Origin of the sequence: Azonexus hydrophilus, from assembly GCF_905120355.1 — a bacterium.
GTDB lineage: Bacteria > Pseudomonadota > Gammaproteobacteria > Burkholderiales > Rhodocyclaceae > Azonexus.
Map to the genome: position 1 here is coordinate 158,471 of NZ_CAJHOB010000003.1, position 24,450 is coordinate 182,920.

A 24,450-nucleotide genomic window follows, 5' to 3' on the forward strand; every position below is an offset into this window, starting at 1 on the left:
GAAGGCCTTTTTTGTGACCGCCATCACCCGGCAGACCGCAGAAATGGCCTGCTTTCATTTACAATACAAGGTTTTGGAGAATCCCATGCCGATTTACGAATATCGCTGCGCGGCCTGCGGTGCTCACCAGGAACACCTGCAGAAAATGAGCGACGCCGCCCTCACCATCTGCCCGCAATGCGGCGCGGAGGCTTATAGCAAACAGCTTTCTGCTGCCGGTTTCCAGCTGAAAGGCAATGGCTGGTACGCCACCGATTTCAAGGGTGGCAGCAAACCGCCCGCTGCCCCGCCCTGCCAGACCGGCGAAGGTAGCTGCTCTTCCTGCCCGGCCTCCTGAGGCCATGTTCAAGCGCTACTTCCTCACCGGGCTGCTGATCTGGGTTCCTCTGGTCATCACTTTCTGGGTGCTGTCGCTCATCATCGACACCCTGGATCAATCGTTGCGCCTGTTGCCCAACGCAGTGCATCCCAAAAACATGCTGGGCTTTGCCCTGCCCGGTGTCGGCGCGCTCTTGACCCTGGCGATGATTTTTCTTACCGGGCTGCTGGCAACCAATTTCATCGGCCAGAAACTGGTGGACTGGTGGGACAAGCTGCTCTCGCGCATCCCCGTGGTCAATTCGCTGTACAAGGCCATCAAGCAGGTTTCCGACACGCTGCTGGCCCCCAACGGCAATGCCTTTCGCAAGGCGCTGCTGATTGAATATCCCCGCCGCGATGCATGGACCATCGCCTTCCTTACTGGCGGCCCGCCGGGTGGCGACATCGGCAACCATCTGCGCGGCGAGTTTCTCAGCGTGTACGTGCCGACCACCCCCAACCCGACCTCCGGCTTCTTCCTCATGCTGCCGCGTGCCGACGTAGTCGAGCTCGACATGAGTGTCGATGAGGCGCTGAAATACATCATCTCCATGGGTGTTGTGGCTCCACCGCCGCGCCCCGAACTCAAAACTCCTTCCTGAACCCACGGAATTCCCATGCGCACCCATTACTGCGGACAACTCAACGCTTCCCTCGACGGCCAGATGGTCACCCTGTGTGGCTGGGCCCACCGTCGTCGCGACCACGGCGGCGTCATCTTCATCGACCTGCGTGACCGCGACGGCCTGGCCCAGATCGTCTGCGACCCGGACCGCGCCGACGCCTTCACCATTGCCGAATCAGTGCGCAACGAGTTCTGCCTGAAGATCACCGGCAAGGTGCGCCCGCGCCCAGCCGGCACCACCAACGCCAACCTGGCATCCGGCGAGATCGAAGTGCTCTGCCATGAGATCGAAGTGCTCAACCCGTCGGTCACGCCTCCGTTCCAGCTCGATGACGAAAACCTGTCGGAAAACGTCCGCCTGACGCACCGCGTCATCGACCTGCGCCGGCCGCAGATGCAGAACAACCTGATGCTGCGCTACAAGACGGCGCGGGCCTTCCGCCGCTTCCTCGACGACAACGGCTTCATCGACATCGAAACGCCGATGCTGACCAAATCGACGCCGGAAGGCGCCCGCGATTACCTGGTGCCGTCGCGCGTGCATGACGGCCAGTTCTTCGCCCTGCCGCAATCGCCGCAGCTGTTCAAGCAGCTGCTGATGGTGGCCGGCTTCGATCGCTACTACCAGATCACCAAGTGTTTCCGCGATGAAGACCTGCGCGCCGACCGCCAGCCGGAATTCACCCAGGTCGATATCGAAACCTCGTTCATGAGTGAAGCCGAGATCACGGCCCTGATGGAACAACTGATCCGCCGCGTGTTCAAGGAAGCGATCGACGTCGAGCTGCCGGAATTCCCGCGCATGACCTACGCCGAAGCCATGCGCCGCTTCGGCTCCGACAAGCCGGACCTGCGCGTCACCCTGGAGCTGGTCGATGTCGCCGACGCCTTCAAGGACGTCGCCTTCAAGGTCTTCGCCAGCATCGCCAACAGCGAAGGCGGCCGTATCGCCGCCATGCGCATCCCCGGCGGCGCCTCGCTGACCCGCGGCGAAATCGACGAATACACCAAGTTTGTCGGCATCTACGGCGCCAAGGGCCTGGCCTACATCAAGGTCAATGACGTCACCCAGATCAACGAGACCGGCCTGCAGTCGCCCATCGTCAAGAATCTGTCGGAAGCTTCGCTCAAGACCGTACTCGAACGCACCGGCGCCCAGTCCGGCGACCTGATCTTCTTCGGCGCCGACAAGGCCAAGATCGTCAGCGATGCCTTGGGCGCGCTGCGCATCAAGATCGGCCACGAAAAGGGCTACGTCACCGGCGCCAAGTGGGCGCCGCTGTGGGTCATCGACTTCCCGATGTTCGAATACGACGACGAGTCCAAGCGCTGGACCGCCTGCCACCACCCCTTCACCAGCCCGAAGGACGAGCATCTCGAATTCCTGGCGACCGATCCGGGCAAGTGCCTGGCCAAGGCCTACGACCTGGCGTTGAACGGCTGGGAGCTAGGCGGTGGCTCGGTGCGTATCCACCGCGCCGACGTGCAGGAAAAGGTCTTCGCCGCGCTCAACATCGGCCCGGAAGAGCAACAGGCCAAGTTCGGCTTCCTGCTCGACGCGCTCAAGTACGGCGCCCCGCCGCACGGTGGCCTGGCCTTCGGTCTGGACCGCATCGTCACCATGATGACCGGCGCCGAGTCGATCCGCGACGTGATCGCCTTCCCGAAGACGCAGCGCGCCCAGTGTCTGCTCACCGACGCCCCCTCGCCGGTCGATGAAAAGCAGTTGCGCGAACTGCATATCCGTCTGCGCCAGAAGGCTGACCCGGCCGCCGGCAAGCCCGTCTGAACCCACCCGCCGGCTCCGGTCCGCAAATGCGCCAGTGGTCACGCCTGCTGTTTATCGTCCTGCTGACGATAGGCAGTGCGCTGGCCTTCTGGAGCACGGGCAACGACCGCGACGGCGTTCACGTCAGCCAACTGCCGGCGGAAGCACGCCATACCCTCGCCCTGATCAAACAGGGCGGGCCTTTTCCTTACTCGCGCGACGGCATCATCTTCAACAATTTTGAAAAGCGGCTACCGCTGCAACCGCGCGGCTATTACCGTGAATACACCGTAAAAACGCCCGGCCGCCGGGATCGCGGCCCACGCCGCATCATTGCCGGCAAGGCCGCCGAGTATTACTACACGGAAGACCACTACGCTTCCTTTCGCCGCATCCGCGAATAAAGGGAGGCTCGCGAGCGCACCATGTCTGATCTTCTCCGTAATGGCGTTTTCCCCCTCCCGGCCACCCTGCCGGCAGAGTGCCACTGCCTTGACCTCAGCGGCAGCCACACACCAAGCGAACTCCTGCAGCGCATCGGTACCGCCCTCGGCTTCCCGGAGTGGTACGACGCCAATTTCGATGCCTTGTTCGACTGTCTGATCGATGCGGCAAACATCGACTGCCTTGCCTTGACCGGACTTGAAGCTTTCGCTGCCGCGCAGGCCGAGGCATTTAGCACGCTGCATCTGGTCCTGGCCGCCGTCTGCGACGTACGCGGCGAACTCGGGCAACCGGTCTGTTTCTATCTTGCCGGCCTGAGTGAAGGCCGCACACATGCCGGTGGATGATGCCGGCCTACAAACAGCCTCGCTCGGTTCTGGTCGTCATCCACACCCTGGCGGGCGAAGTGCTACTCCTGGAACGCGCCCGCCACCCAGGTTTCTGGCAATCGGTCACCGGTAGCCGGGAAAACGGCGAAAGCGCCCGCACCACCGCCTGGCGCGAAGTACGCGAGGAAACCGGGCTGGACTTTCCGCCCATGGCCTTGCAGGACTGGCACATTGAAAACACCTTCAGCCTGCACCCGGCCTGGCGCCATCGTTACGCACCGGACGTCACGCACAACTGCGAACGGGTCTTTGCCCTGCCCCTGCCTGAACGTCTTCCCGTGCGTCTCGCCCCGGAAGAACACCGTGCCTACGCCTGGCTTTCCTGGCAGGAGGCTGCGGCACGCTGTTTCTCCTGGAGCAATCGCGACGCGATCCTGCTTCTGGAGAAACAGCTTCAGACTCAACGCACGCAGTCGACGTAATACTCGCCGTCTTCGCGCTTGACGAGCCCGTGGATGTCGGTCTCGAAGCCGGGGAAACGGGCGTTGAAATCACGCGCGAACTTGAGGTAGCGAACAATCGTGGCATTGAAACGCTCGCCCGGAATCAGCAGCGGGATACCCGGCGGATAGGGCGTCAGCAGCACCGAGGTAATGCGTCCTTCCAGTTCGTCCAGGCGCACCCGCTCGATTTCGCGGTGTGCCATGCGGGCAAAGGCATCCGCCGGACGCATCGCCGGCACCATGTCCGACAGGTACATCTCGGTAGTCAGCCGGGCCACGTCGTTTTCCTTGTACACCGCGTGAATCTGCTTGCACAGGTCTTTCAGGCCCATGCGCTCGTAGCGCGGGTTTTTTTGCACGAACTCGGGCAGCACCTTCCACAGCGGCTGATTCTTGTCGTAGTCGTCCTTGAACTGCTGCAGTGCGGTGACCAGCGTGTTCCAGCGCCCCTTGGTGATGCCGATGGTGAACATGATGAAGAAGCTGTACAGGCCGCACTTCTCGACGATGACCCCGTGCTCGGCCAGATACTTGGTGACGATCGCCGCCGGAATGCCGCGCTCGCCGAAATCGCCATCGACATCCAGCCCCGGGGTGATGATGGTGGCCTTGATCGGGTCGAGCATGTTGAAGCCATCGGCCAGCTTGCCGAAGCCGTGCCAGCGGTGGCCGGGCTTGAGCATCCAGGCATCGCGTTCCTCGATCCCTTCTTCCGACAGATCATCCGGCCCCCAGACCTTGAACCACCAGTCGGTGCCCCACTCCTCATCCACCTTGCGCATGGCGCGGCGGAAATCCAGTGCTTCGGCAATCGATTCCTCGACCAGTGCGGTGCCGCCCGGCGCCTCCATCATCGCCGCCGCCACATCGCACGAGGCGATGATGGAATACTGCGGCGAAGTGGACGTATGCATCAGGTAGGCTTCATTGAACGCATCGCGGTCAAGCTGTCGCCCCTCGCAATCCTGCACCAGAATCTGCGACGCCTGCGACAGTCCGGCCAGCAATTTGTGCGTGGACTGGGTGGCGAAGATCATTGATTCCTTGCAGCGCTGCCGGTCGGCGCCAATGGCGTGGTAATCGCCATAAAAGTCGTGGAAAGCCGCGTGCGGCAGCCACGCTTCGTCGAAGTGCAGGGTGTCGATGCGGCCATCGAGCATTTCCTTGATGTCCTCGACGTTGTAGAGCACGCCGTCGTAGGTGGACTGGGTGATCGTCAGCACGCGCGGCTTGGCCGATTTGTCTTCGATGAAGGGATTGGCGTCGATTTTCTTCTGGATGCTTTCCCAGGCGAACTCGCTTTTCGGAATCGGGCCGATGATGCCGAAGTTGTTGCGCGTCGGCATCAGAAAAACGGGAATCGCCCCGGTCATGATGATCGAGTGCAGGATCGATTTGTGGCAGTTACGATCCACCACCACGATATCACCTGGCGCCACGGTCGAATGCCAGACGATCTTGTTCGAGGTCGAGGTGCCGTTGGTGACGAAGTAGAGGTGGTCACAATTGAAGATGCGCGCCGCATTGCGCTCGGAAGCCGCAACCGGCCCGGTGTGATCGAGCAACTGCCCCAGCTCTTCCACCGCATTGCAGACATCGGCGCGCAACATGTTCTCGCCGAAGAACTGATGGAACATCTGGCCGACAGGCGACTTCAGGAACGCGACGCCGCCGGAGTGGCCGGGACAGTGCCAGGAGTAGGAGCCGTCCGCCGCATACTGGGTCAACGCCCGGAAGAAGGGAGGCGGCAGCGAATCGACGTAGGCCGTCGCTTCGCGCTTGATGCTGCGGGCGATGAACTCCGGCGTATCCTCGTGCATGTGGATGAAACCGTGCAGTTCGCGCAGGATGTCGTTCGGAATGTGGCGCGAGGTGCGCGTCTCGCCGTGCAGGAAAATCGGAATCTCCGCATTCTTGCGGCGAATTTCCATTACGAAAGCACGCAGTTCGGCCAGGGTTTCTTCCGGCTCGAGCGCCAGCTCCTCGTCGTCGATCGACAGGATGAAGGCGGAGGCCCGACTCTGCTGCTGGGCAAACGAAGTCAGATCACCATAGCTGGTCACCCCCAGCACTTCCAGCCCTTCTTTCTGAATCGCTTCCGCCAGGGCACGGATGCCAAGCCCGGAAGCATTCTCGGAGCGAAAATCTTCATCAATGATGATGACAGGAAAGTGAAAGCGCATGCGATACCCCTGAAAGGCGGCGACCCGCCGCGGCGGGTCGAATATGGATGAAGAAAGTTACCGGAACAGGTCAGATTTTAGGCAGTGTCACGCCTACCTGCCCCTGATATTTACCACCGCGATCCTTGTACGAGGTTTCGCAGATTTCATCGGACTCGAAGAACAGCACCTGAGCACAGCCTTCCCCGGCATAGATCTTGGCCGGCAGCGGCGTCGTGTTGGAGAACTCGAGCGTGACATAGCCCTCCCACTCTGGCTCGAACGGGGTGACGTTAACAATGATGCCGCAGCGCGCGTAGGTCGATTTGCCAAGGCAGACCGTTAACACCGAACGCGGAATGCGGAAATATTCGACGGTCCGCGCCAGCGCGAAGGAGTTGGGCGGAATGATGCAGACATCGGACTCGATTTCGACAAAAGACTTGGGATCAAAAGCCTTGGGGTCCACCACGGTCGAATTGATGTTGGTAAACACCTTGAATTCGCGGGCACAGCGAATGTCGTAACCATAACTGGAAGTACCGTAGGACACGATTTTCTGGCCATCGACCGTGCGCACCAACTCCGGCTCGAACGGCTCGATCATGCCGTGCTCTGCCGCCATGCGGCGGATCCATTTGTCCGATTTAATCGCCATGCCCGAAGCCCATCCCACACCTGCAAAGAAAGCGGGGATTCTACGATAAATGCAGCCGGTGCGCGGGGCAAAAGCGGCCGCATCGGTATAATCGGCCGCTTGTCGAACATTCCGCACAACAGCTTCTCATGCGCAAAATCCTGCTGGTCAAGATGTCCTCGATGGGCGATCTGGTGCACAACCTGCCGCTGGTCAGCGACATTCTGGCGCATGACCCTGACGCCCAGATCGACTGGGTGGCGGAAGAAGCCTATGTACCGATTCCCAGCCTGCACCCCGGCGTCCGCCGGGTCATCCCGGTCGCCTGGCGGCGCTGGCGCAAGCAGCTGACGCAAGCCCGCACCTGGCGGGAAATGCATGCATTCAAGACGGCGGTTCAAGCCGAGCAGTACGACCTCATCCTCGACACGCAGGGGCTGTGGAAGAGCCTGGCCGTCGCCCGACTGGCACACGGCCGCATCGTCGGCGGCGATCGGCACAGCATCAAGGAAGGCGGTGTGGCGCGCTTTTACGATCAGACACTGCCAATTGCCTGGTCACGCCACGTCATCGACCGCTGCCGCGCTGTCGGCGCCGGCGCGCTCGGCTATGCCATCGATAGCCCGCCCCGCTTCAACATCCGGGCCGAACCGCTACAGGCCGACTGGCTGCCAAAGCAACCCTACGCCGTGCTGATGCAGGCGGCCAGCCGCCCAGAAAAATTATGGCCGCAGGCACACTGGCTGGCCCTCGGTCAGTATCTGGCCGGGCAGGGCATCGCTGCCGCCCTGCCCTGGGGCAACGCCGAGGAAAAACAGCGCGCCGAACACCTCGCGGCACAATTACCGGGGGCGGTCGTACCGCCGTTGATGGGGCTGGATGTCGCCGCCCGTTTTCTCGTCGGCGCCCAGCTGGTGGTGGGACTGGATACCGGATTCACCCACTTCGCCGCCGCCCTGGCGCGTCCTACGGTCGGAATTTTCTGCGATTCCGATGGCGCCCAGGCCGCCGTTTATGGCGATGCCTACTGCAAGAGCTTCGGCCGCAAAGGCATGCCGCCGGATTACCCGACCATCCTTGCCGCCGTTCAGGCCGCCCTGGAGTCGGGCGCCTGAACAGCGCCTGAACAGCACCTAAGCGCAGGCCGATTCGCCTGGCGCGCAATCGACCTGGAACAGGCGGCCGTCCTCCAGACAAACCGCCGTCAGTTGCCGCCCCCACAGGCAGCCGGTATCAAGCGCCAGATGATTTTCCGTCTGGCGCAGCCCCAGGGCTGACCAGTGGCCGGTCACCAGGCGGTGATCGGCGCTACGGCGCCCGGGCACGGCAAACCAGGGCAGGTAACCCGCCGGCGCACTGGCGGTTTCGCCCTTGCTGCGAAACTCCATCACCCCTTGCGCCGAGCAGAAACGCATCCGCGTCATGGCATTGACGATGCAGCGCACCCGCGCCCAGCCCTGCAAATCCTCCGACCACGCCGCCGGCTCGCTGCCCCACAGATGCGCCAGCAGCTCACGAAAATCCGCCCCGCGCAGCCCGGTTTCCACTTCCGCCGCCAACGCCCGCGCCTGTGCAACCGACCATTGCGGCAGCAGGCCGGCATGCACCAGACAATCCCGCCCTTCGACATGGCACAGGGGCTGCGCGCGCAACCAGGTGAGTAAGTCCTCACGATCATCTGCTGTGAGAATTTCATCCAGGGTATGCTCGCTGCGGCGCGGCGCCGCCTGCCCCTGCATGGCACCGTAGGCGAGCATCAGCAGATAAAGGTCATGGTTGCCCAGCACCGTCACCGCTGCATTACCCAGCCCACGGACAAAGCGCAGGGTCGCCAGAGACTGCGGGCCACGATTGACCAGGTCCCCGGTCAACCACAGGCGGTCGTACTGTGGATCAAAAGCGCAGACATCGAGCAACCGGCGCAGGCTGTCGTAACAGCCCTGGAGATCGCCAATTGCGTAAGTGCTCACTTACTCCACCGTCACTGACTTGGCAAGATTACGCGGCTTATCCACGTCCGTGCCTTTGACCAGGGCCGCGTGGTAGGACAGCAGTTGCAAGGGAATCACATGCAGAATGGGCGACAGCAAACCGTAGTGTTCCGGCAGGCGCAGCACATGCACGCCATCGCTGGCCGTCAGCTCCGAATCGGCGTCGGCAAACACATAGAGCTCGCCGCCGCGGGCACGCACTTCCTGCAGGTTCGACTTGAGCTTTTCCAGCAACTCGTCGTTGGGCGCCACCGAAATCACTGGCATGTCGGTATCCACCAGCGCCAACGGACCGTGTTTCAATTCACCCGCCGGATAAGCCTCGGCGTGGATGTAAGAGATTTCCTTCAGCTTCAGGGCACCTTCCAGCGCGATCGGGTAGTGCCGGCCACGGCCAAGAAAAAGTGCGTGCTTCTTGTCGGCAAAACGTCGGGCCCAGATGGCAATTTCCGGTTCCAGCGTCAGCACCTTGTGCACCGCCACCGGCAGATGGCGCAGCTGGTCGAGATAGGCCGCTTCATCAACTGGCGACAACTGGCCGCGCTGCTTGGCCACCACCAGCGCCAGCAGGAACAAGGCCGCCAGCTGGGTGGTGAAGGCCTTGGTCGATGCGACACCGATTTCCGGGCCGGCGCGGGTAATGAAGCGCAACATCGACTCACGCACAATCGCTGATTCCGGCACGTTGCAGATGGCCAGCGTCTTGTTTTGCCCCAGCGCCTTGGCGTGACGCAGCGCCGCGAGGGTATCCGCTGTTTCGCCGGACTGTGAAATGGCAACGACCAGCTGCCGTGGATTCGGCACCGACACGCGGTAACGGTATTCACTGGCGATTTCCACCGTGCAGGCAACCCCGGCAATGCGTTCGATCCAGTAGCGGGCAGTCATGCCGGAATGGCTGCTGGTACCGCAGGCCAGGATCAGGATGTGATCGACATCGGCCAGCAACTGCGCCGCCTGCGCGCCAAAAATTCCGGCCTGGATGCTGTGCGCGCCGCCAATGATCTCCAGCGTGTTCGCCAGCGCCTCCGGCTGTTCGAAGATTTCCTTCTGCATGTAGTGACGGAACTCGCCCAGCTCGACTGCAGCCGCGGAAAGCTCGGAAACATGCACCGGCCGCTCCACCGGCGTGCCATCCAGCCGCTCGATACGCACCTGACTCGCCGTCAGTTCGGCAATATCGCCGTTTTCCAGATACACCATGTTGCGCGTCACCTGCAGCAGGGCAGACGCATCGGACGCCGCGTAATTGCCGTCCTCACCCAGCCCGAGCAAAAGGGGCGAACCTTCACGAGCCACCACGATACGACCCGGCTGCTGGTGATCGATCACCGCGATGGCGTAAGCCCCGACCAGACGCCGACAGACACTGCGTACGGCGGCAAACAGGTCCGGCTCGCCCTTCAGGGTGGCGTCGATCAAGTGCGCGATGCTTTCCGTGTCGGTTTCGGAAGTGAAGACATAACCTTGCGCGCTCAATTCGGTGCGCAGGCTTTCGTAATTCTCGATGATGCCGTTATGCACCACGGCGATACTGCCCGAGACATGCGGATGGGCATTGTGTTCCGCCGGCGCCCCGTGCGTTGCCCAGCGGGTGTGGGCGATCCCGGTGTGGGCCGAACAACCGCTCGCGGCAGTTTGCAACTCGGCCACCCGCCCGACCGCCCGCACCCGCTCGATGCCCCCCGCCGCCAGCAAGGCCAGCCCAGCAGAATCGTAACCACGATATTCCAACTTCTTCAGGCCCTCGATCAGGACTGAAACGATGTTGCTGCCGGCCGCAGCGGCGACGATGCCACACATAGGGCGCTCCTGCTCTTGAAAGGGCGCCATTTTAGCCCAGCTGCTGCGGCACGGCGCGGTACAATCGCGCCACTTCATTATCCGGAGCCTGCCATGCCGCTTGCCAGCCTAGACCCCAGCCTCAAAGCCGCCGTGCTTGCCGAAGCACTGCCCTACATCCAGCGCTTCCACGGCAAGACCATCGTCGTGAAATACGGCGGCAACGCCATGACCGACGAGCACCTGAAACGTTGTTTCGCACGCGACGTGGTGCTACTCAAGCTGGTCGGCTTCAACATCGTAGTGGTGCATGGCGGCGGACCACAGATCGAGCACCTGCTCGGCCGGGTCGGCAAGAAGGGGGAATTCATCCAGGGCATGCGTGTCACCGACGCCGAAACCATGGAAGTCGTGGAAATGGTGCTCGGCGGCCAGGTCAACAAGGACGTCGTCAATCTCATCAACCAGGCCGGCGGCAAGGCGGTCGGCCTGACCGGCAAGGACGGCCGCTTCATCCGCGCCAAGAAACTGCTGCTGGAAAACAAGGACAACCCGGGCGACCTGATCGACGTCGGCCAGGTGGGCGACATCACCAAGATCGACCCGTCGCTGATCGCGCTGCTCGAAACCGGCGCCTTCATCCCGGTCATTGCGCCCATCGGCGTCGGCCCGGACGGTGAGACCTACAACATCAACGCCGATGTTGTGGCGGGCAAGATCGCCGAGGTTCTCAAGGCCGAAAAACTGGTGCTACTTACCAATACCCCCGGCGTGCTGGACAAGGCAGGTGAGTTGATCACCGGCATCACACCGCGCGAAATCGACGCCATGGTTGCCGACGGCACCCTCTCCGGCGGCATGCTGCCAAAAATCGGTTCGGCGCTGGATGCTGCCCGTAACGGCGTCAACGGCGTGCACATCATCGACGGCCGGGTCGAGCACGCGTTGCTACTGGAAATCCTCACCGACCACGGCGTCGGCACCATGATCAAATCGCACTAAACCGATGTATGGCGAGCGCGTCTGGTTGTTCGACCTGGACAACACCCTGCACGACGCCTCGCCGCACATCTTTCCCCGCATCAACCAGGCCATGCGCGACTACATCGCGCACCACCTGGCACTCGACAGCGCCAGCGCCGACCGCTTGCGTCAGGATTACTGGCACCGTTACGGCGCCACCCTGCTCGGCCTGACCCGGCATCACGCCATCGACCCGGCGCATTTCCTGCGCGAAACACATCGCTTTCCCGACCTCGAACGCCTGATTGCCTTCGAAAAACCAGTTCGCCACGCCCTGCAGCGCTTACCCGGGCGCAAACTGCTCTTCACCAACGCCCCGCTCGCCTACACCGAAACCGTGCTCGGGCTGACCGGCCTGGACAGCCTGTTCGCCGCCGTCTATAGCGTTGAAAGCCTCAACTTCCAACCCAAACCCATGCTGGCTGCTTACCGCAGCCTACTGCGCGTCGAGCGTCTCTCCCCCAGACGCTGCATCATGGTCGAAGACAGCCTCGCCAACCTGGTCACCGCCAAAACACTCGGCATGAAAACCGTCTGGGTGAGTACTGGCTTACGCGATTCTCCCAGTGTGGACGTCAAGGTCCGCTCGGTACGCGAATTGCCGCGTCACCTCAACCGGCTATAATCGCGGCTGCTCTACAGCGCACAACAAAAACTCGAGGGACACGATTCATGGCTAGCAAACCGGGCGAACGCCGCCTGCAGATTCTGCACACCCTGGCTGAAATGCTGGAAACCCCGAAAGGGGAAAAAATCACCACTGCCGCCCTGGCTGGCCGCCTGGACTGTTCCGAGGCTGCGCTCTATCGCCACTTCGCCAGCAAGGCGCAAATGTTCGAAGGGCTGATCGAGTTCATCGAGCACAGCCTGTTCGGCGTCATCAATCAGGTCACTGCCCAGGAAGAAAACGGCTTTCGCCAGCTCGAACTGATCCTCGGCCTGCTCCTGAGCTTTGCCCAGAAAAACCGCGGCATGACCCGGGTGCTGATCGGCGATGCCCTGGTCAATGAAAACGAACGCCTGCAGACGCGTATCAACACACTCCTCGACAAGATCGAAGCGGCGCTCAAGCAGGCCTTGCGCATCGCCGCCACTCAGGAGCAGTTCCGGCCTGATGCCGATGTCAGCGCTCTGGCCAATTTGTTACGCTGTTACGCCGTTGGTCGCTGGGAGCAGTACGCCCGCTCCGCCTTCACGCGCGAACCCGCCGCGCAGTGGCCGCAGCAATGGCCGATGCTGTATTACGCCTGCCTGTCACAAATGGCGCGAGCAAACTGACGGCTGGGACTCACATCCGCCCGAGCAGCACCTCGACCACGAAGCGGCTGCCAAAATAAGCCAGTATCAGCAGCGAAAAACCTGTCAGGGTCAGGCGCAGGGCACGTTTGCCGCGCCAGCCCCAGATATGGCGACCACACAGCAGCACCGCAAAGATCAGCCAGGAAGCGATGGCAAAAAAGGTCTTGTGATCCAGGGTCAGGGGCTTGCCAAAAATCTGTTCGGAGAAGAACAGCCCGCTGCCCACGGCCAGCGTCAGCAGCAGGAAGCCCAGCATCAGCATGCGGAAGAGCAAGGTCTCCATCGCCATGAGCGACGGCAAACTGCCCAGGCTGCGCCGCACTACCCGGCGGTGCAGCATTTTTTCCGTGAAACCCATGAAAATGGCGTGCAGCGCCGCCAGGGTGAGCAGGCTGTAGGCGAGCATGGCGGCAAGGAAATGGAACTGGAAACCGATCGCCTCCGCATGCGCCACCAGATGCCCCTGCCGGAACAGCGCTGGCAGCACGGCACAGACCGCCGCCAACGGCAGCACCATGGGCTGCATGCCTTCCATGCGCGCCATGAAGCTTTCCAGCCAGTAAATCAGCACCGCCAGCCACATCATCAGCGACAAGGCGAGCGCAAAGGAAAAATACATGCCGCCCGCCCCGAGCAGGCTGGAGAGTACGGCGTAGGCATGGACGACGATCGCGCCGCCAATGACAGCCCGCTCCCAGACATGCATCGGGCAGGCGACACACTGCTCCTGCCGATCGCGCCAGCGGCTGTTCCAGAAATGGAAGCCGAGGACGGCGTAAAGCAAGGCAGCAAGGATATGCGGGGAAAGCTGAATTACAATATCGACCATTCCGCAATTCTACTCGAAGCCCATCTGACATGCTCGACAACCTGACCACGCGCCTGGCCCGCGTCATGAAGACGCTCAAGGGCGAAGCCCGACTGACTGAATCCAACATCGCCGATGCCCTGCGCGAAGTGCGCATGGCGCTGCTTGAGGCCGACGTCGCCTTGCCGGTGGTCAAGGATTTCATCGCCGCCGTCAAGGACAAGGCTGTCGGCCAGGAAGTCATTGGTTCGCTCAATCCGGGGCAAGCGCTGATCGGCGTCGTGCACGGCGAACTGACCCGCCTGATGGGCGATGCACACGAGGGCATCGACTTCAACACCCAACCTCCGGCCATCGTCCTCATGGCCGGCTTACAAGGGGCTGGCAAGACGACCACCGTCGGCAAACTGGGCAAGTTCCTCAAGGAAAACCACAAGAAAAAAGTGCTGGTCGTATCCTGCGACGTTTATCGCCCGGCCGCCATCGAACAGCTGAAATCCGTCGCCAGCCAGGCCGGCGTGGATTTCTTCCCGTCCAACACCGGCGAAAAGCCGGAAACGATTGCCGCCGCGGCCATCGACTGGGCCAAACGGCATTACCACGATGTCTTGCTGATCGATACCGCCGGGCGACTGGCCATCGACGAAGCGATGATGGACGAGATCAAGCGTCTGCATGCCGCCACCCGTCCGATCGAAACCCTGTTCGTAGTCGACGCCATGCTCGGCCAGGATGCGGTCAACACGGCCAAGGCCTTCAACGAAGCGCTGCCGCTGACCGGCATCGTCCTGACCAAACTGGATGGCGATGCGCGCGGCGGTGCCGCCCTATCGGTGCGCCACATCACCGGCAAGCCGATCAAGTTTGCCGGCGTTGGCGAAAAGCTCTCCGGCCTGGAAGCCTTCCACCCCGAGCGCATGGCCTCGCGCATTCTTGGCATGGGCGACGTCCTGTCGCTGATCGAAGAAGCCAGAAAGGGCATCGATGAAGAAAAGGCCCTGGCGTTCGCCAAAAAGCTGAAATCCGGCAAAAGTTTCGATCTCAACGACTTCAAGGCACAGATCGGCCAGATGCGCGCCATGGGCGGCCTGAGTTCGCTCATGGACAAATTGCCGGCGCAATTTGCACAAGCCGCCGGGCAACTGCCCGCCGGGGCCGAAAACAAAATGATCGGCCGCGTTGAAGGCATCATCAACTCGATGACCCCGGCCGAACGCGCCAAACCGGAATTGATCAAGGCCAGCCGCAAGCGGCGCATCGCCACCGGGGCTGGCGTTCCGGTACAGGAAGTCAATCGTCTGCTCAATCAGTTCGAGCAGACACAAAAAATGATGAAGCAGTTCTCCAAGGGCGGCATGGGCAAGCTCATGCGCGGTATGAAGGGGATGCTGCCCGGCATGGGGGGCATGGGCGGCTTCGGGCGTTAACGCCGCGCCGCAGCCCCTGTCATTTACGGGCCAGTGCGGGCGGCGAACTGTACGCCCAGTGTCGCTCCCAGGCGCCACGGACCAGATTGGGATATTCCGGCCGCCCCAGGCTGCCGTTGTAACGTCCCAACGCGCGGTACAGATCGCCTTTTTCGATATCCAGATAATGGCGCAGGATGGTGCAGCCATAGCGCAGATTGGTGCGCATATCGAACAAGGAGTCGTCCGGCTGACCGATCACCTTCACCCAGAACGGCATCACCTGCATGTAGCCGCGTGCCCCGGCCGAGGACACGGCGTACTTACGAAAGCCTGACTCCACCTGAATCAATCCGAGCACCAGCTGCGGATCGAGGCCGGCGCGAGTGGCCTCGTAATGCACGCTACGCAGCAAATCGAGCCGGTACTCCCGGTCAGGGATGCGCTTTTCCAGGCGTGGCGACATGGCAGCCAGCCAGTCGGCGGCCTCCAGCGGCGACTTGAATGAGCTTACCGCCGGCCGGGCATCCGATACCGCCTTGTGCAGGGCAGCCCGTACGCTGGCGGCCAGTGGCTCATACTGTTGCGCCCCGGCCCAGACCGTCGCCGCGCAGAAAAAGAGCAGCAGGCCGCTCAGGCGGCGCACAGCCTGCCCTTCAGCCAATTGACGCAATCAGCCGCTGCCAGCATGGTGGCTTCGGCATCACTACGCCCCTTGTATTCCACCTGCCCGCTGGCCAGACCGCGCTCACCGATGACCACGCGATGCGGCACACCGATCAACTCCATGTCGGCGAACATCACCCCCGGGCGTTCGTTGCGGTCATCGAGCACCACATCGATCCCGGCGCTGCGCAAATCGGCATACAACCGGTCTGCCGCCGCCTTGACCGCATCACTCTTGTGATAGCCCATCGGCACGACAGCTACCGCAAACGGAGCAATTGCCGGCGGCAAAACGATCCCGCGCTCATCATTACCCTGCTCGATCGCCGCGCCGACAATGCGTGAGACGCCGATGCCGTAGCAGCCCATTTCCATGATCTGTGATTTGCCGTTTTCGTCGAGAAAGGCACAGTTGAGCGCTTTGGCGTACTTACTACGCAGCTGGAAAATATGCCCGACTTCGATCCCGCGACAGATTTCCAGATGCCCCTTGCCGTCCGGCGACGGATCGCCGGCCACCACGTTGCGCAGGTCCGCAACTTCCGGCTCCGGCAGATCACGTCCGAAATTGACGCCAGCAAGATGAAATCCTGCCTCGTTGGCACCACACACGAAATCACTCATCGCCACCACGGCGCGATCGGCAATCACCTTCACCTTGCCGGCATCGACGCCAACCGGGCCGATATACCCGGGCACGCAGCCCAAGGCAGAACTGACTTCCTCATCGCTGGCAAAGCGGAACGCTCCCAGTCCGGGCAACTTGCCCGCCTTGATTTCATTGAGCACATGGTCGCCGCGCAGCAACAGCAGCACGAAGGTTTTCTCGCCGCCGTCCGCTTCATTCACCACGGCAATCGCCTTGACGATACGTGACAAGTCGACTGCAAGCAGTTGCGCCACGTCCGGGCAGCTCGTTTTGCCGGGTGTCGCCACTTTTTGCAGCGCCTGCTGCGGCGCCGGTCGCGGAGTTGCCGGCGCAACAGCCTCGGCCAGCTCGACGTTAGCGGCGTAATCCGAGTCTGGACAGAAGGCGATGGCATCCTCGCCTGAATCTGCCAGCACATGAAATTCATGCGAGCCATCACCGCCGATCGAGCCGGTATCGGCCGCCACCGCACGGAACTTCAAGCCCATGCGGGAGAAGATACGGCTGTAGGTGGCGTACATGTTGCCGTATTCGCGCACCAGATCGTCGTACGAGGCATGAAAGGAGTAGCCATCCTTCATCAGGAATTCGCGCCCGCGCATGACGCCAAAGCGCGGCCGGATTTCGTCACGGAACTTGCTCTGGATCTGATACAGGTGAAGTGGCAGCTGGCGGTAACTTTTCACGTCACGGCGCACCACATCGGTGATGACTTCCTCGTGCGTCGGCCCGATCACGAAATCACGCTGGTGCCTGTCTTTGAAGCGCAGCAACTCCGGACCATAGGCCGGACCACGCCCGGATTCTTCCCACAATTCAAACGGCTGCACCGCCGGCATCAACAATTCCAGCGCACCCGCCGCGTTCATTTCTTCGCGCACGATATTTTCCACCTTGCGCAGAACCCGCAAGCCGAGGGGCATCCAGGTGTAAATCCCGGCTGCGGCGCGCTTGATGTAGCCAGCGCGCAGCATCAGTTTCTGGCTGACCACTTCGGCGTCAGCCGGCGCTTCCTTGAGGGTGGTGAAAAAAAACTGCGAGGTACGCATGAAGAAAACCCTGAAAACTTGAAAACAGTGATTTTACACCGCCATCAGGCCGGAACACTGCCCCCCGCTTTGCATGCTCCGGCCCTTTGTGAAAGAATCGGGGCAACCCAATATTTTCAGCAGGTTTTCTATGCTCGATCGCGAAGGCTTCCGCCCGAACGTCGGCATCATTCTATGCAACGCCAAAAACGAGGTTTTCTGGGGTAAACGCGTCCGCGAACATTCCTGGCAGTTTCCACAAGGCGGCATCAAGCGCGGGGAATCCCCCGAAGCCGCGATGTTCCGGGAACTGCATGAAGAGGTCGGACTGCTACCGGAACACGTCCGCGTCCTCGGACGAACCCGCGGCTGGCTGCGCTACGAAGTGCCCACACACTGGATCAAGCGCGAATGGCGCGGCTCCTACAAAGGCCAGAAGCAGATCTGGTTCCTCTTGCGCCTGACCGGGCGCGACAGTGACATCTGCCTGCGCGCCACCAGCAAGCCCGAGTTCGACGCCTGGCGCTGGCACGATTACTGGATTCCACTGGACTCCGTGATCGAGTTCAAACGCGGCGTCTATGAGCAGGCGCTCAGCGAGCTGGTGCGTTTTCTCGAACCGGGTCGTCAACGTGCGCCCAAAATCAAGGAAGAAAAATGAGCACGCGCGCTGCACTGGCAGGTCTGGCCACATTGCTTTGCCTGACCGGCGCAACCCACGCCTACGATGAAGACGAAGACACCGGCCCCTGGCAGGAGAAGACCGTCACCCTGCCCAGCATGCCGGCCAGCGGCGCCTTGCAATCCTTTTACGTCAGCGCCGCCACCAGCAATACCTTCTTTGTCGACACCGCCAGCCTGACGGTGGATGAAGACGGCGTCGTGCGTTACATCCTGGTGGTGGAAACAGCGGGCGGTGCGCGCAACACCACCTATGAAGGGATGCGCTGCGAGAGCCGCGAAAAACGCATCTATGCTACCGGCCGGCACAATGGTGAGTGGACCAAGTCACGTAACGACAGTTGGGAGAAAATTCGCGACATTCCGCCCAACCGTCAGCATGCGGCACTATTCCTCGACCATTTTTGTCCGGGCGGTATCATCGCCCGCAATCGTGAGATCGTGCTGGACAGCCTACGGCGCGGCCCGCGCAACCTGGACCGGATCATTTACTGAACCATGCTGACCGACCGTCTGATCATCGAATTCGACCGCGCCCTGCGCACCCTTGCCGCTCCGGCACGCAGCACACGCGCCACACCAGGCCACGAATTACCGGAAGCCGCGCTCGATGACAGTCAGCGCCAAGAAGCAATCGGACTGATGCGGGTCAATCACTGCGGCGAGGTCTGCGCCCAGGCGCTCTACCAAGGCCAGGCACTGACCTCACGCCAACCGGCTGTCCGCGCCGCCCTGCAGCAAGCCGCAGACGAAGAAACCGAGCACCTGGCCTGGACCGAGCAACGCCTGCGCGAACTCGGGGGCCGCACCAGCCTCCTCAACCCGTTGTGGTACCTGGGCTCACTCAGTCTCGGCGTTGGCGCCGGCATCCTCGGTGACCGCTGGAATCTTGGCTTTCTCTCGGCCACCGAGCGCCAGGTCGAGGCCCATTTACGCAGCCACCTTGAGCGCCTGCCTCGGGAAGACCAGCGCTCCCGCGCTATTGTGGAACAAATGCGCGAGGATGAAGCACGCCACGCCGACATGGCAGACGCTTACGGCGCGGCCTCACTGCCCGCCCCAGTCCAAGTGGCAATGCGCGCCATGGCCGGCATCATGACCCGGCTCGCCCACCACATTTAGCGCTTCAGACTTCGCCTTCCTCGACAATGGAGAAGTCAGCGGTAATGGCCGCGGTCTCTCCCAGCATGATGGAAGCCGAGCAGTATTTTGTTTTCGACAATTCCACGGCACGCGCCACCGCCTCCGGCTTGAGCTTGTGCCCCGTCACGCGATAGTGAAAGTGGATCTTGGTAAACACCTTGGGGTCTTCCGTCGCCCGCTCGGATGACAGACTCACCACGCAACCCGTGACCCTCTGGCGGCTCTTTTTCAGAATCATCACCACATCAAAAGCACTGCAGCCGCCAGCCCCCGCCAGCAGCAATTCCATCGGCCGCGGCCCCAGATTACGCCCACCCGCTTCCGGCGCACCATCCATCACCAGCGCATGACCACTCCCGGTTTCCGCCATGAAGGACATGCCAGCATCTACCCCCACCCAGCGCACCACACAATCCATCTCGCCTCCTCGCCACAAAATGCATGATTCTAAATGAGGAACACCACCACGCGAGCAGGCACGTCACCACAACGGCGGCCAAGTAACTGACGGACTGGACAATCACTGCTGCAGCGCAACAAACACTCCCCAAAGCACAGCCCCCCTGGCGCCCACCCAACTTATTGATCTATCCAATAATGATTTATCGAAACAAACATAATTCCTTTTTTATCAACAACTTTTGATCCATATATCAAACATATTCATACATCAACGACAATATTGTGCGTCGCACAATATTTCTTGCCCAGCACGCTCTTTTCCTGCACAATGGGAACCGTTCGAGACGGAAGCACACAGGCAGCAACGCAACCGACTCGCAGATTGTCTCCTCCACCCTCCTCTTTTGGTGTGGATTTAACGCGGCTCACGAGCCGCGTTTTTTTTGCCCTGAGCTCGCCCCCAGCAGTCAACAGCACACGCCTCTAGCCAGCACAACTTTTTTACCCGGCACGATTGACATACCCCGACGCCGTCAGTAAAATTCACGGCTTTCTCAAATCTGCGCCCATTTTTCAGGACGGCACACATGAAAACGTTTTCCGCGAAGCCACATGAGGTGAAGCGCGAGTGGTTTGTGGTAGACGCCACAGACAAAGTGCTCGGCCGCCTCGCCACCGAAATTGCCCGCCGCCTGCGTGGCAAGCACAAGGCCATTTACACTCCGCACGTTGATACCGGCGATTACATCGTCGTCACCAACGTCGACAAGATCACCGTTACCGGCAACAAAGCCGAAGACAAGAAGTACTACCGCCACTCCGGCTATCCCGGCGGTATCTACGAAACCAACTTCAAGAAATTGCAGCAGCGCTTCCCGGCCCGTACGCTGGAAGCCGCCGTCAAGGGCATGCTGCCGAAAGGTCCGCTGGGCTACGCCATGCTGAAAAAGCTTAAGTGCTACGCCGGCGACCAGCATCCGCACACCGCCCAGCAGCCGAAGGCTCTGGAAATCTAAGGGGTTTTCATCATGGCTGAAAGTTACTTCTACGGTACCGGCCGCCGCAAGAGCGCGGTGGCACGGGTTTTCATGAAACGCGGTTCCGGTGCCATCACCGTCAACGGCAAGCCGGTTGACGAGTTCTTCTCCCGTGAAACCGGTCGCATGATCGTGCGCCAGCCGCTGGCCTTGGTGGAACAGCTGGAAGGCTTCGACATCAAGGTTAACGTCACCGGTGGCGGTGAATCCGGGCAAGCTGGCGCGGTGCGCCACGGCATCACCCGCGCCCTGATCGAATTTGATGCGGCACTGAAGCCGGCGCTGTCGAAGGCCGGTTTCGTTACCCGCGACGCACGCGAAGTGGAACGGAAAAAAGTCGGTTTCCACAAGGCCCGTCGCCGCAAGCAGTTCTCGAAGCGTTGATTCGCCGCAGCAATTTGCCAGAAAAACCGCCTTTGGGCGGTTTTTTGTTTTTCCGCATCGCGTTATGATCGGAGCCCCACCGCTGCTCTCATCGAACGCATGCCCTATCCCGCCATCAGCCTGCGCCTGAAACGCTTCCGCCATCGCTTTGGCATCACTGCACCGCGCGTCGTCGTACGCACCGCCTACCCCCGCCATATCATCCTGGGTTTAGGCATTCTGGCGGCACTGCTCCTGGCCGCCGTTGTCTGGTCGCTCAACGAATACACCACCGGCAGCGGCCAGATCGGCGAACTGCAGCAGCGCCTGGCTCAACAACAAGAAGAGCTGGATTTATTGCGCGGATCGGTCGGCACCGGCAAGAACGCCGTCAATATCGAACGCGCCGCACAGCAACAACTAGTTGCCCGCATTGCCGCCCTGGAGGCCGAAAACGCTGCGCTGCGTGAAGACATGCTGATCTTTGAACGCCTGATTCCCGTGGTTGGCCAAGCTGCACAGGTGCGCGTCGAGAATTTCCGCGTTACCCAGGACAGTGCAGGCCCGAACCGTTACCGCTTCCGACTGCTGATCGCATTCCAACCTGCCCAGCGCGGCGATTTTTTCCGCGGCCGGTATCAGGTTACACTCGTCTACCGCAAGCCATCCGGAGAACGCGCAGAAATCCGCCACCCCTCCGAGCAGAACAACATCTTCGAAGTGCGCAATTTCCTGCGCCAGGAAGGCGTTATCGAACTTCCTGCCGATAGCACCCTACTGCACGCTCGCGCGCGCATCACCCGTGCCGGCAAGCTGGAGGCCGAACAGGAAATCCCGTTCGAGAAAGACAGTTAACACAAAAGGGAATCAGATGTTTGGAAACAAGAGTAAAGCCCCCGCTCCGGGCCGCATAGACAGCCTGATTGGTGCAGGCACCAGCATTGAGGGGACGGTCCGCTTCAGCGGCGGCCTGCGTGTTGACGGCGAAATCAAAGGGGCGGTTGAAGCAGTTCCCGGAAATGCGGCCACCCTTGTCGTCAGCGATCTGGCGCGCATCGAAGGGGCTGTTCACGTGTCACACCTCGTCCTCAACGGCACCATCTGCGGCCCGGTCAATGTTGACCAGACCCTGGAAATGCAGCCCAAGGCACGCATCATTGGCGACGTCTCCTATGCCAGTATCGAAATCCACCAGGGGGCTGTGATCGAAGGACGCCTGATCCATACCAAGCCCCAAGCGGAACCAAATAGCGCGACAACAGACCAAGACTAGTTTTTGCGATAATCCGACATACCCCAAGGAGATCACTCATGAGCACTGCTGAAAACATTGACCCCTTCGTCTTTACCGACAATGCCGCCAACAAGGTCAAGGAACTGATCGAAGAAGAAGGTAACCCGGCGCTGAAATTACGCGTCTTCGTCACCGGCGGCGGCTGCTCCGGTTTTCAGTATGGGTTCACCTTCGACGAAGAAGTGGCGGAAGACGACACCACCATGGAAAAGAATGGTGTCCAACTGCTGATCGACCCGATGAGCTACCAATATCTGGTCGGCGCCGAGATTGATTACACGGATGGTCTGGAAGGCTCCCAGTTCGTCATCCGCAACCCCAACGCCTCTTCAACCTGCGGCTGCGGTTCGTCCTTCTCGGTCTGACAGGCAGCAGGCCGCACCCCACGCCACCAAGGTGACCCGCGCAAACGGGCCACTGGTGCATCAACCTCCATCCAGCACACTCTCCGGGCATGTACGCACAGAACAACATTCACTTCAGACTTCTTGAAGACATTGCCCGGGAGCTGTCAGGGGAAGTCAACTTCCCGACCAGCATGGACGCGGCGATGATGGTGCGCAACACGCTGAAGGACCATAACGTCACGCTCGACAAAGTCGTTCTCGCCGTCAGCATGGAGCCCCTGATTGCCAGTAAATTGCTGCAACTGGCCAACTCGGTCACCTACAACCCGTCAGGCAAGATCATTTCCGATCTCGGAACTGCCGTACATCGCCTCGGTTTCGATACTGTACGTACGGTCTCTCTCGCCGTGGCCATGGACCAGATGCTGAAATCGCGCAACCTGGCCAAGTTCCAGGATCTGGCGCATCAGGTCTGGGCCCACTCGATTCACACCGCCGCAATTGCCCGCGTGCTCGCGCGCCGCCTCGGACGGGTCAGCCCCGACGACGCCATGATGGCTGGATTGGTGCACGATATCGGCATTTTTTACCTTCTCTACCGGGCTTCAGAGTATCCGGAATACATTGAAAACCGCCCTGCTGTCATCGAAATGCTGCAAGGCTGGCATGAAGGCATCGGCGAAAGTCTGCTGCACGCCCTCGGCATTCCCGAGCGTATCTGCGACGCCGTGCGCGATCATGAGCATCTACGCCAAGTAGACACCCCATGCACCGTCCGCGACGTACTCTATTTCGCCAATCTTCTTGGCGGCGACGACAATCAATGGCGCACTCCCGAGCAAAACGATGAAAAAAGCCAGGCGCAACGTAGCGCCGACCGTGAACGCTTCAAGGATCTGATCGCCGAAGCAGAGGAGGATATCGCCGCTGTGCGTGCCTCGCTGCATTTCCACGAATGAACGCTGCCGCCACACCGCCGGTTGCACTGGCCAAATCGCTCGTTTTCATTTTCGGCCTGATTCCTGCGCTACTCCTGTGGTGGAATTTCCGCCATGACCTCCTCGGGGCCGACCCCATCGCCACCGCACAACAGGAGAGCGGCCGCTGGGCACTCAATTTCCTGCTCCTCACCCTCTGCGTTTCGCCGCTGCGTACTCTGACCCAGCTGCATTGGCTACTGCGCCTGCGCCGCATGCTCGGCTTGTTTGCCTTTTTCTATGCCGCCTTGCACCTCTGGACATTCGCCGGACTGGACCATGCCTTTCGCGCCTACGACATGCTGCGCGCCATCGACCGGCAACCGTTGATCATTGCCGGCCTGGTAGCCCTCGTTCTCCTGCTGCCGCTGGCCGCGACCTCCAATCACTACGCCATAGCTCGCCTGGGAGGCCGCCGCTGGCAGGAATTACACCGTGCCATCTACCCCGCCGCCTTGCTTGCCTGTCAGCATTTCCTGGGCATGCGCGAACTTGCTGAGCTGCCCCTACCTCTGTCCTACAGCGTTTTCCTCGGCATCCTCTTGTGGTGGCGCATCCAGGAGCGGCGGCGCAAAGCACAGCCCCCGGCGCAAAGCGTAACCAAGCCGGTTCACTTCTATCGGCAAGAGCGCAAATAGGGCCAAGCTCGGCTGCCACCTGGCTTGGGCGTGTATTATGCTAGGGGATTAAGCCGCCCCCGACTTCGTGGTGGCCCAGCGAACCGGA

At 61.2% G+C, this 24,450-nt stretch carries 29 protein-coding genes; 21 read left to right on the forward strand and 8 right to left on the reverse strand.

Going from position 1 to position 24,450, the window contains the following annotated elements; genetic code table 11:
- Positions 1–85: 85 nt before the first annotated feature.
- From JYJ39_RS03455 to nudB, 6 genes are read left to right on the forward strand one after another with little or no spacing between them, the layout of a single operon-like run.
- On the forward strand, positions 86–337 hold the full coding sequence (locus tag JYJ39_RS03455; protein WP_205202082.1) for an FmdB family zinc ribbon protein: 252 nt from the start codon (positions 86–88) through the stop codon (positions 335–337).
- 4 nt (positions 338–341) lie between these two features.
- The gene (locus tag JYJ39_RS03460) at positions 342–962 is read left to right on the forward strand and encodes a DUF502 domain-containing protein (RefSeq protein ID WP_205202084.1); all 621 of its coding nucleotides are present in this window, start codon (positions 342–344) and stop codon (positions 960–962) included.
- A 15-nt stretch (positions 963–977) separates the two neighbouring features.
- Positions 978–2,774, forward strand: coding sequence for an aspartate--tRNA ligase (gene aspS / locus JYJ39_RS03465; RefSeq protein ID WP_205202086.1), 1,797 nt, complete (start codon positions 978–980; stop codon positions 2,772–2,774).
- 26 nt (positions 2,775–2,800) lie between these two features.
- Positions 2,801–3,157 (forward strand): ribonuclease domain-containing protein, encoded by a 357-nt coding sequence (locus tag JYJ39_RS03470; protein ID WP_205202087.1) that lies wholly within the window; start codon positions 2,801–2,803, stop codon positions 3,155–3,157.
- A 21-nt stretch (positions 3,158–3,178) separates the two neighbouring features.
- A complete protein-coding gene (locus JYJ39_RS03475) occupies positions 3,179–3,544 on the forward strand; it encodes a barstar family protein (RefSeq protein WP_205202088.1) in 366 nt (121 codons plus the stop codon).
- The gene (nudB, locus tag JYJ39_RS03480; RefSeq protein WP_205202089.1) at positions 3,544–4,008 is read left to right on the forward strand and encodes a dihydroneopterin triphosphate diphosphatase; all 465 of its coding nucleotides are present in this window, start codon (positions 3,544–3,546) and stop codon (positions 4,006–4,008) included. Before JYJ39_RS03475 ends, nudB begins: the two co-directional genes overlap by 1 nt.
- Here nudB and JYJ39_RS03485 read toward each other — a convergent pair.
- Both JYJ39_RS03485 and dcd read right to left on the reverse strand, forming a co-directional pair.
- Positions 3,987–6,212 (reverse strand): arginine/lysine/ornithine decarboxylase, encoded by a 2,226-nt coding sequence (locus tag JYJ39_RS03485; protein ID WP_205202090.1) that lies wholly within the window; start codon positions 6,210–6,212, stop codon positions 3,987–3,989. The two genes, nudB and JYJ39_RS03485, sit on opposite strands and share 22 nt — an antisense overlap.
- A gap of 70 nt (positions 6,213–6,282) precedes the next feature.
- A complete protein-coding gene (gene dcd, locus JYJ39_RS03490) occupies positions 6,283–6,849 on the reverse strand; it encodes a dCTP deaminase (RefSeq protein WP_205202091.1) in 567 nt (188 codons plus the stop codon).
- 128 nt (positions 6,850–6,977) lie between these two features.
- On the opposite strand from dcd, the gene waaC reads away from it, so the two are divergent.
- On the forward strand, positions 6,978–7,943 hold the full coding sequence (gene waaC / locus JYJ39_RS03495; RefSeq protein ID WP_205202092.1) for a lipopolysaccharide heptosyltransferase I: 966 nt from the start codon (positions 6,978–6,980) through the stop codon (positions 7,941–7,943).
- A gap of 18 nt (positions 7,944–7,961) precedes the next feature.
- Here waaC and JYJ39_RS03500 read toward each other — a convergent pair whose 3' ends face one another.
- Together JYJ39_RS03500 and glmS are read right to left on the reverse strand one after the other, a co-directional pair.
- Positions 7,962–8,798 (reverse strand): symmetrical bis(5'-nucleosyl)-tetraphosphatase, encoded by an 837-nt coding sequence (locus JYJ39_RS03500; protein ID WP_205202093.1) that lies wholly within the window; start codon positions 8,796–8,798, stop codon positions 7,962–7,964.
- Positions 8,799–10,622 carry a glutamine--fructose-6-phosphate transaminase (isomerizing) gene (gene glmS / locus JYJ39_RS03505; protein ID WP_205202193.1) on the reverse strand — a complete coding sequence of 608 codons (1,824 nt, stop codon included), beginning with the start codon at positions 10,620–10,622 and terminating at the stop codon, positions 8,799–8,801.
- A gap of 93 nt (positions 10,623–10,715) precedes the next feature.
- Between glmS and argB the strand changes: the two genes are divergently transcribed.
- Genes argB through slmA form a run of 3 tightly spaced genes read left to right on the forward strand, consistent with a single transcriptional unit; the run spans position 10,716 to position 12,902 of the window.
- Positions 10,716–11,603: an acetylglutamate kinase gene (argB, locus tag JYJ39_RS03510; protein WP_205202095.1), complete on the forward strand. Its 888-nt coding sequence runs from the start codon at positions 10,716–10,718 to the stop codon at positions 11,601–11,603.
- Positions 11,604–11,607: 4 nt separating this feature from the next.
- A complete protein-coding gene (locus tag JYJ39_RS03515; RefSeq protein ID WP_205202097.1) occupies positions 11,608–12,249 on the forward strand; it encodes a pyrimidine 5'-nucleotidase in 642 nt (213 codons plus the stop codon).
- A gap of 47 nt (positions 12,250–12,296) precedes the next feature.
- Positions 12,297–12,902: a nucleoid occlusion factor SlmA gene (gene slmA / locus JYJ39_RS03520; protein ID WP_205202099.1), complete on the forward strand. Its 606-nt coding sequence runs from the start codon at positions 12,297–12,299 to the stop codon at positions 12,900–12,902.
- Positions 12,903–12,912: 10 nt separating this feature from the next.
- Here the strand turns inward: slmA and JYJ39_RS03525 are convergent, their stop codons facing one another.
- The gene (locus tag JYJ39_RS03525; RefSeq protein ID WP_205202107.1) at positions 12,913–13,752 is read right to left on the reverse strand and encodes a cytochrome C assembly family protein; all 840 of its coding nucleotides are present in this window, start codon (positions 13,750–13,752) and stop codon (positions 12,913–12,915) included.
- 29 nt (positions 13,753–13,781) lie between these two features.
- Here JYJ39_RS03525 and ffh point away from each other — a divergent pair, with 29 nt between their 5' ends.
- Positions 13,782–15,158: a signal recognition particle protein gene (ffh, locus tag JYJ39_RS03530; RefSeq protein ID WP_205202109.1), complete on the forward strand. Its 1,377-nt coding sequence runs from the start codon at positions 13,782–13,784 to the stop codon at positions 15,156–15,158.
- A 19-nt stretch (positions 15,159–15,177) separates the two neighbouring features.
- On the opposite strand, the gene JYJ39_RS03535 is transcribed toward ffh, so the two are convergent.
- Together JYJ39_RS03535 and JYJ39_RS03540 are read right to left on the reverse strand one after the other, a co-directional pair.
- Complete coding sequence (locus tag JYJ39_RS03535; protein WP_205202195.1) at positions 15,178–15,783, reverse strand: lytic transglycosylase domain-containing protein; 606 nt, start codon at positions 15,781–15,783, stop codon at positions 15,178–15,180.
- Entirely contained in the window at positions 15,771–17,501 is a 1,731-nt protein-coding gene (locus JYJ39_RS03540; RefSeq protein ID WP_205202111.1) for a proline--tRNA ligase, read from the reverse strand. The genes JYJ39_RS03535 and JYJ39_RS03540 overlap by 13 nt, the downstream gene beginning before the upstream one ends.
- A 130-nt stretch (positions 17,502–17,631) precedes the next feature.
- Here JYJ39_RS03540 and JYJ39_RS03545 point away from each other — a divergent pair, with 130 nt between their 5' ends.
- The 3 genes from JYJ39_RS03545 to coq7 are packed head-to-tail and all read left to right on the forward strand — an operon-like array spanning position 17,632 to position 19,283.
- On the forward strand, positions 17,632–18,141 hold the full coding sequence (locus JYJ39_RS03545; RefSeq protein WP_205202112.1) for an RNA pyrophosphohydrolase: 510 nt from the start codon (positions 17,632–17,634) through the stop codon (positions 18,139–18,141).
- On the forward strand, positions 18,138–18,656 hold the full coding sequence (locus JYJ39_RS03550; RefSeq protein WP_205202114.1) for a CNP1-like family protein: 519 nt from the start codon (positions 18,138–18,140) through the stop codon (positions 18,654–18,656). The genes JYJ39_RS03545 and JYJ39_RS03550 overlap by 4 nt, the downstream gene beginning before the upstream one ends.
- Before the next feature lie 6 nt (positions 18,657–18,662).
- Positions 18,663–19,283, forward strand: a complete 621-nt coding sequence (coq7, locus tag JYJ39_RS03555; protein ID WP_205202197.1) for a 2-polyprenyl-3-methyl-6-methoxy-1,4-benzoquinone monooxygenase — start codon at positions 18,663–18,665, stop codon at positions 19,281–19,283.
- Positions 19,284–19,287: 4 nt separating this feature from the next.
- Here coq7 and JYJ39_RS03560 read toward each other — a convergent pair whose 3' ends face one another.
- Positions 19,288–19,722 (reverse strand): OsmC family protein, encoded by a 435-nt coding sequence (locus JYJ39_RS03560; protein WP_205202116.1) that lies wholly within the window; start codon positions 19,720–19,722, stop codon positions 19,288–19,290.
- Positions 19,723–20,293: 571 nt separating this feature from the next.
- Between JYJ39_RS03560 and rplM the strand changes: the two genes are divergently transcribed.
- From rplM to JYJ39_RS03595, 7 genes are all read left to right on the forward strand, one after another.
- Positions 20,294–20,722, forward strand: a complete 429-nt coding sequence (gene rplM, locus JYJ39_RS03565; protein WP_205202118.1) for a 50S ribosomal protein L13 — start codon at positions 20,294–20,296, stop codon at positions 20,720–20,722.
- Between the two features lie 12 nt (positions 20,723–20,734).
- The gene (gene rpsI / locus JYJ39_RS03570) at positions 20,735–21,127 is read left to right on the forward strand and encodes a 30S ribosomal protein S9 (RefSeq protein ID WP_205202120.1); all 393 of its coding nucleotides are present in this window, start codon (positions 20,735–20,737) and stop codon (positions 21,125–21,127) included.
- A gap of 99 nt (positions 21,128–21,226) precedes the next feature.
- On the forward strand, positions 21,227–21,961 hold the full coding sequence (locus tag JYJ39_RS03575; protein WP_205202121.1) for a DUF6776 family protein: 735 nt from the start codon (positions 21,227–21,229) through the stop codon (positions 21,959–21,961).
- A gap of 16 nt (positions 21,962–21,977) precedes the next feature.
- Positions 21,978–22,379 (forward strand): bactofilin family protein, encoded by a 402-nt coding sequence (locus JYJ39_RS03580; protein ID WP_205202122.1) that lies wholly within the window; start codon positions 21,978–21,980, stop codon positions 22,377–22,379.
- A 38-nt stretch (positions 22,380–22,417) separates the two neighbouring features.
- On the forward strand, positions 22,418–22,765 hold the full coding sequence (erpA, locus tag JYJ39_RS03585) for an iron-sulfur cluster insertion protein ErpA (RefSeq protein ID WP_205202123.1): 348 nt from the start codon (positions 22,418–22,420) through the stop codon (positions 22,763–22,765).
- Between the two features lie 89 nt (positions 22,766–22,854).
- The gene (locus JYJ39_RS03590; RefSeq protein ID WP_205202124.1) at positions 22,855–23,706 is read left to right on the forward strand and encodes an HDOD domain-containing protein; all 852 of its coding nucleotides are present in this window, start codon (positions 22,855–22,857) and stop codon (positions 23,704–23,706) included.
- Complete coding sequence (locus tag JYJ39_RS03595; RefSeq protein WP_205202126.1) at positions 23,703–24,362, forward strand: sulfite oxidase heme-binding subunit YedZ; 660 nt, start codon at positions 23,703–23,705, stop codon at positions 24,360–24,362. The genes JYJ39_RS03590 and JYJ39_RS03595 overlap by 4 nt, the downstream gene beginning before the upstream one ends.
- The last annotated feature ends 88 nt before the right edge of the window (positions 24,363–24,450 follow it).

Excerpts from the sequence above, each read along its gene's own strand:
- JYJ39_RS03595 (WP_205202126.1), top strand. The coding sequence starts at position 23,703 with ATGAACGCTGCCGCCACACCGCCGGTTGCACTGGCCAAATCGCTCGTT.
- rplM (WP_205202118.1), top strand. The coding sequence starts at position 20,294 with ATGAAAACGTTTTCCGCGAAGCCACATGAGGTGAAGCGCGAGTGGTTT.
- JYJ39_RS03545 (WP_205202112.1), top strand. The coding sequence starts at position 17,632 with ATGCTCGATCGCGAAGGCTTCCGCCCGAACGTCGGCATCATTCTATGC.
- JYJ39_RS03515 (WP_205202097.1), top strand. The coding sequence starts at position 11,608 with ATGTATGGCGAGCGCGTCTGGTTGTTCGACCTGGACAACACCCTGCAC.
- JYJ39_RS03525 (WP_205202107.1), bottom strand. The coding sequence starts at position 13,752 with ATGGTCGATATTGTAATTCAGCTTTCCCCGCATATCCTTGCTGCCTTG.
- JYJ39_RS03560 (WP_205202116.1), bottom strand. The coding sequence starts at position 19,722 with ATGGATTGTGTGGTGCGCTGGGTGGGGGTAGATGCTGGCATGTCCTTC.
- JYJ39_RS03460 (WP_205202084.1), top strand. The coding sequence starts at position 342 with ATGTTCAAGCGCTACTTCCTCACCGGGCTGCTGATCTGGGTTCCTCTG.
- aspS (WP_205202086.1), top strand. The coding sequence starts at position 978 with ATGCGCACCCATTACTGCGGACAACTCAACGCTTCCCTCGACGGCCAG.
- JYJ39_RS03580 (WP_205202122.1), top strand. The coding sequence starts at position 21,978 with ATGTTTGGAAACAAGAGTAAAGCCCCCGCTCCGGGCCGCATAGACAGC.
- JYJ39_RS03485 (WP_205202090.1), bottom strand. The coding sequence starts at position 6,212 with ATGCGCTTTCACTTTCCTGTCATCATCATTGATGAAGATTTTCGCTCC.
- JYJ39_RS03540 (WP_205202111.1), bottom strand. The coding sequence starts at position 17,501 with ATGCGTACCTCGCAGTTTTTTTTCACCACCCTCAAGGAAGCGCCGGCT.
- rpsI (WP_205202120.1), top strand. The coding sequence starts at position 20,735 with ATGGCTGAAAGTTACTTCTACGGTACCGGCCGCCGCAAGAGCGCGGTG.
- JYJ39_RS03470 (WP_205202087.1), top strand. The coding sequence starts at position 2,801 with ATGCGCCAGTGGTCACGCCTGCTGTTTATCGTCCTGCTGACGATAGGC.
- waaC (WP_205202092.1), top strand. The coding sequence starts at position 6,978 with ATGCGCAAAATCCTGCTGGTCAAGATGTCCTCGATGGGCGATCTGGTG.
- glmS (WP_205202193.1), bottom strand. The coding sequence starts at position 10,622 with ATGTGTGGCATCGTCGCCGCTGCGGCCGGCAGCAACATCGTTTCAGTC.
- JYJ39_RS03590 (WP_205202124.1), top strand. The coding sequence starts at position 22,855 with ATGTACGCACAGAACAACATTCACTTCAGACTTCTTGAAGACATTGCC.
- JYJ39_RS03455 (WP_205202082.1), top strand. The coding sequence starts at position 86 with ATGCCGATTTACGAATATCGCTGCGCGGCCTGCGGTGCTCACCAGGAA.
- JYJ39_RS03550 (WP_205202114.1), top strand. The coding sequence starts at position 18,138 with ATGAGCACGCGCGCTGCACTGGCAGGTCTGGCCACATTGCTTTGCCTG.
- argB (WP_205202095.1), top strand. The coding sequence starts at position 10,716 with ATGCCGCTTGCCAGCCTAGACCCCAGCCTCAAAGCCGCCGTGCTTGCC.
- slmA (WP_205202099.1), top strand. The coding sequence starts at position 12,297 with ATGGCTAGCAAACCGGGCGAACGCCGCCTGCAGATTCTGCACACCCTG.
- erpA (WP_205202123.1), top strand. The coding sequence starts at position 22,418 with ATGAGCACTGCTGAAAACATTGACCCCTTCGTCTTTACCGACAATGCC.
- dcd (WP_205202091.1), bottom strand. The coding sequence starts at position 6,849 with ATGGCGATTAAATCGGACAAATGGATCCGCCGCATGGCGGCAGAGCAC.
- JYJ39_RS03475 (WP_205202088.1), top strand. The coding sequence starts at position 3,179 with ATGTCTGATCTTCTCCGTAATGGCGTTTTCCCCCTCCCGGCCACCCTG.
- JYJ39_RS03575 (WP_205202121.1), top strand. The coding sequence starts at position 21,227 with ATGCCCTATCCCGCCATCAGCCTGCGCCTGAAACGCTTCCGCCATCGC.
- ffh (WP_205202109.1), top strand. The coding sequence starts at position 13,782 with ATGCTCGACAACCTGACCACGCGCCTGGCCCGCGTCATGAAGACGCTC.
- nudB (WP_205202089.1), top strand. The coding sequence starts at position 3,544 with ATGCCGGCCTACAAACAGCCTCGCTCGGTTCTGGTCGTCATCCACACC.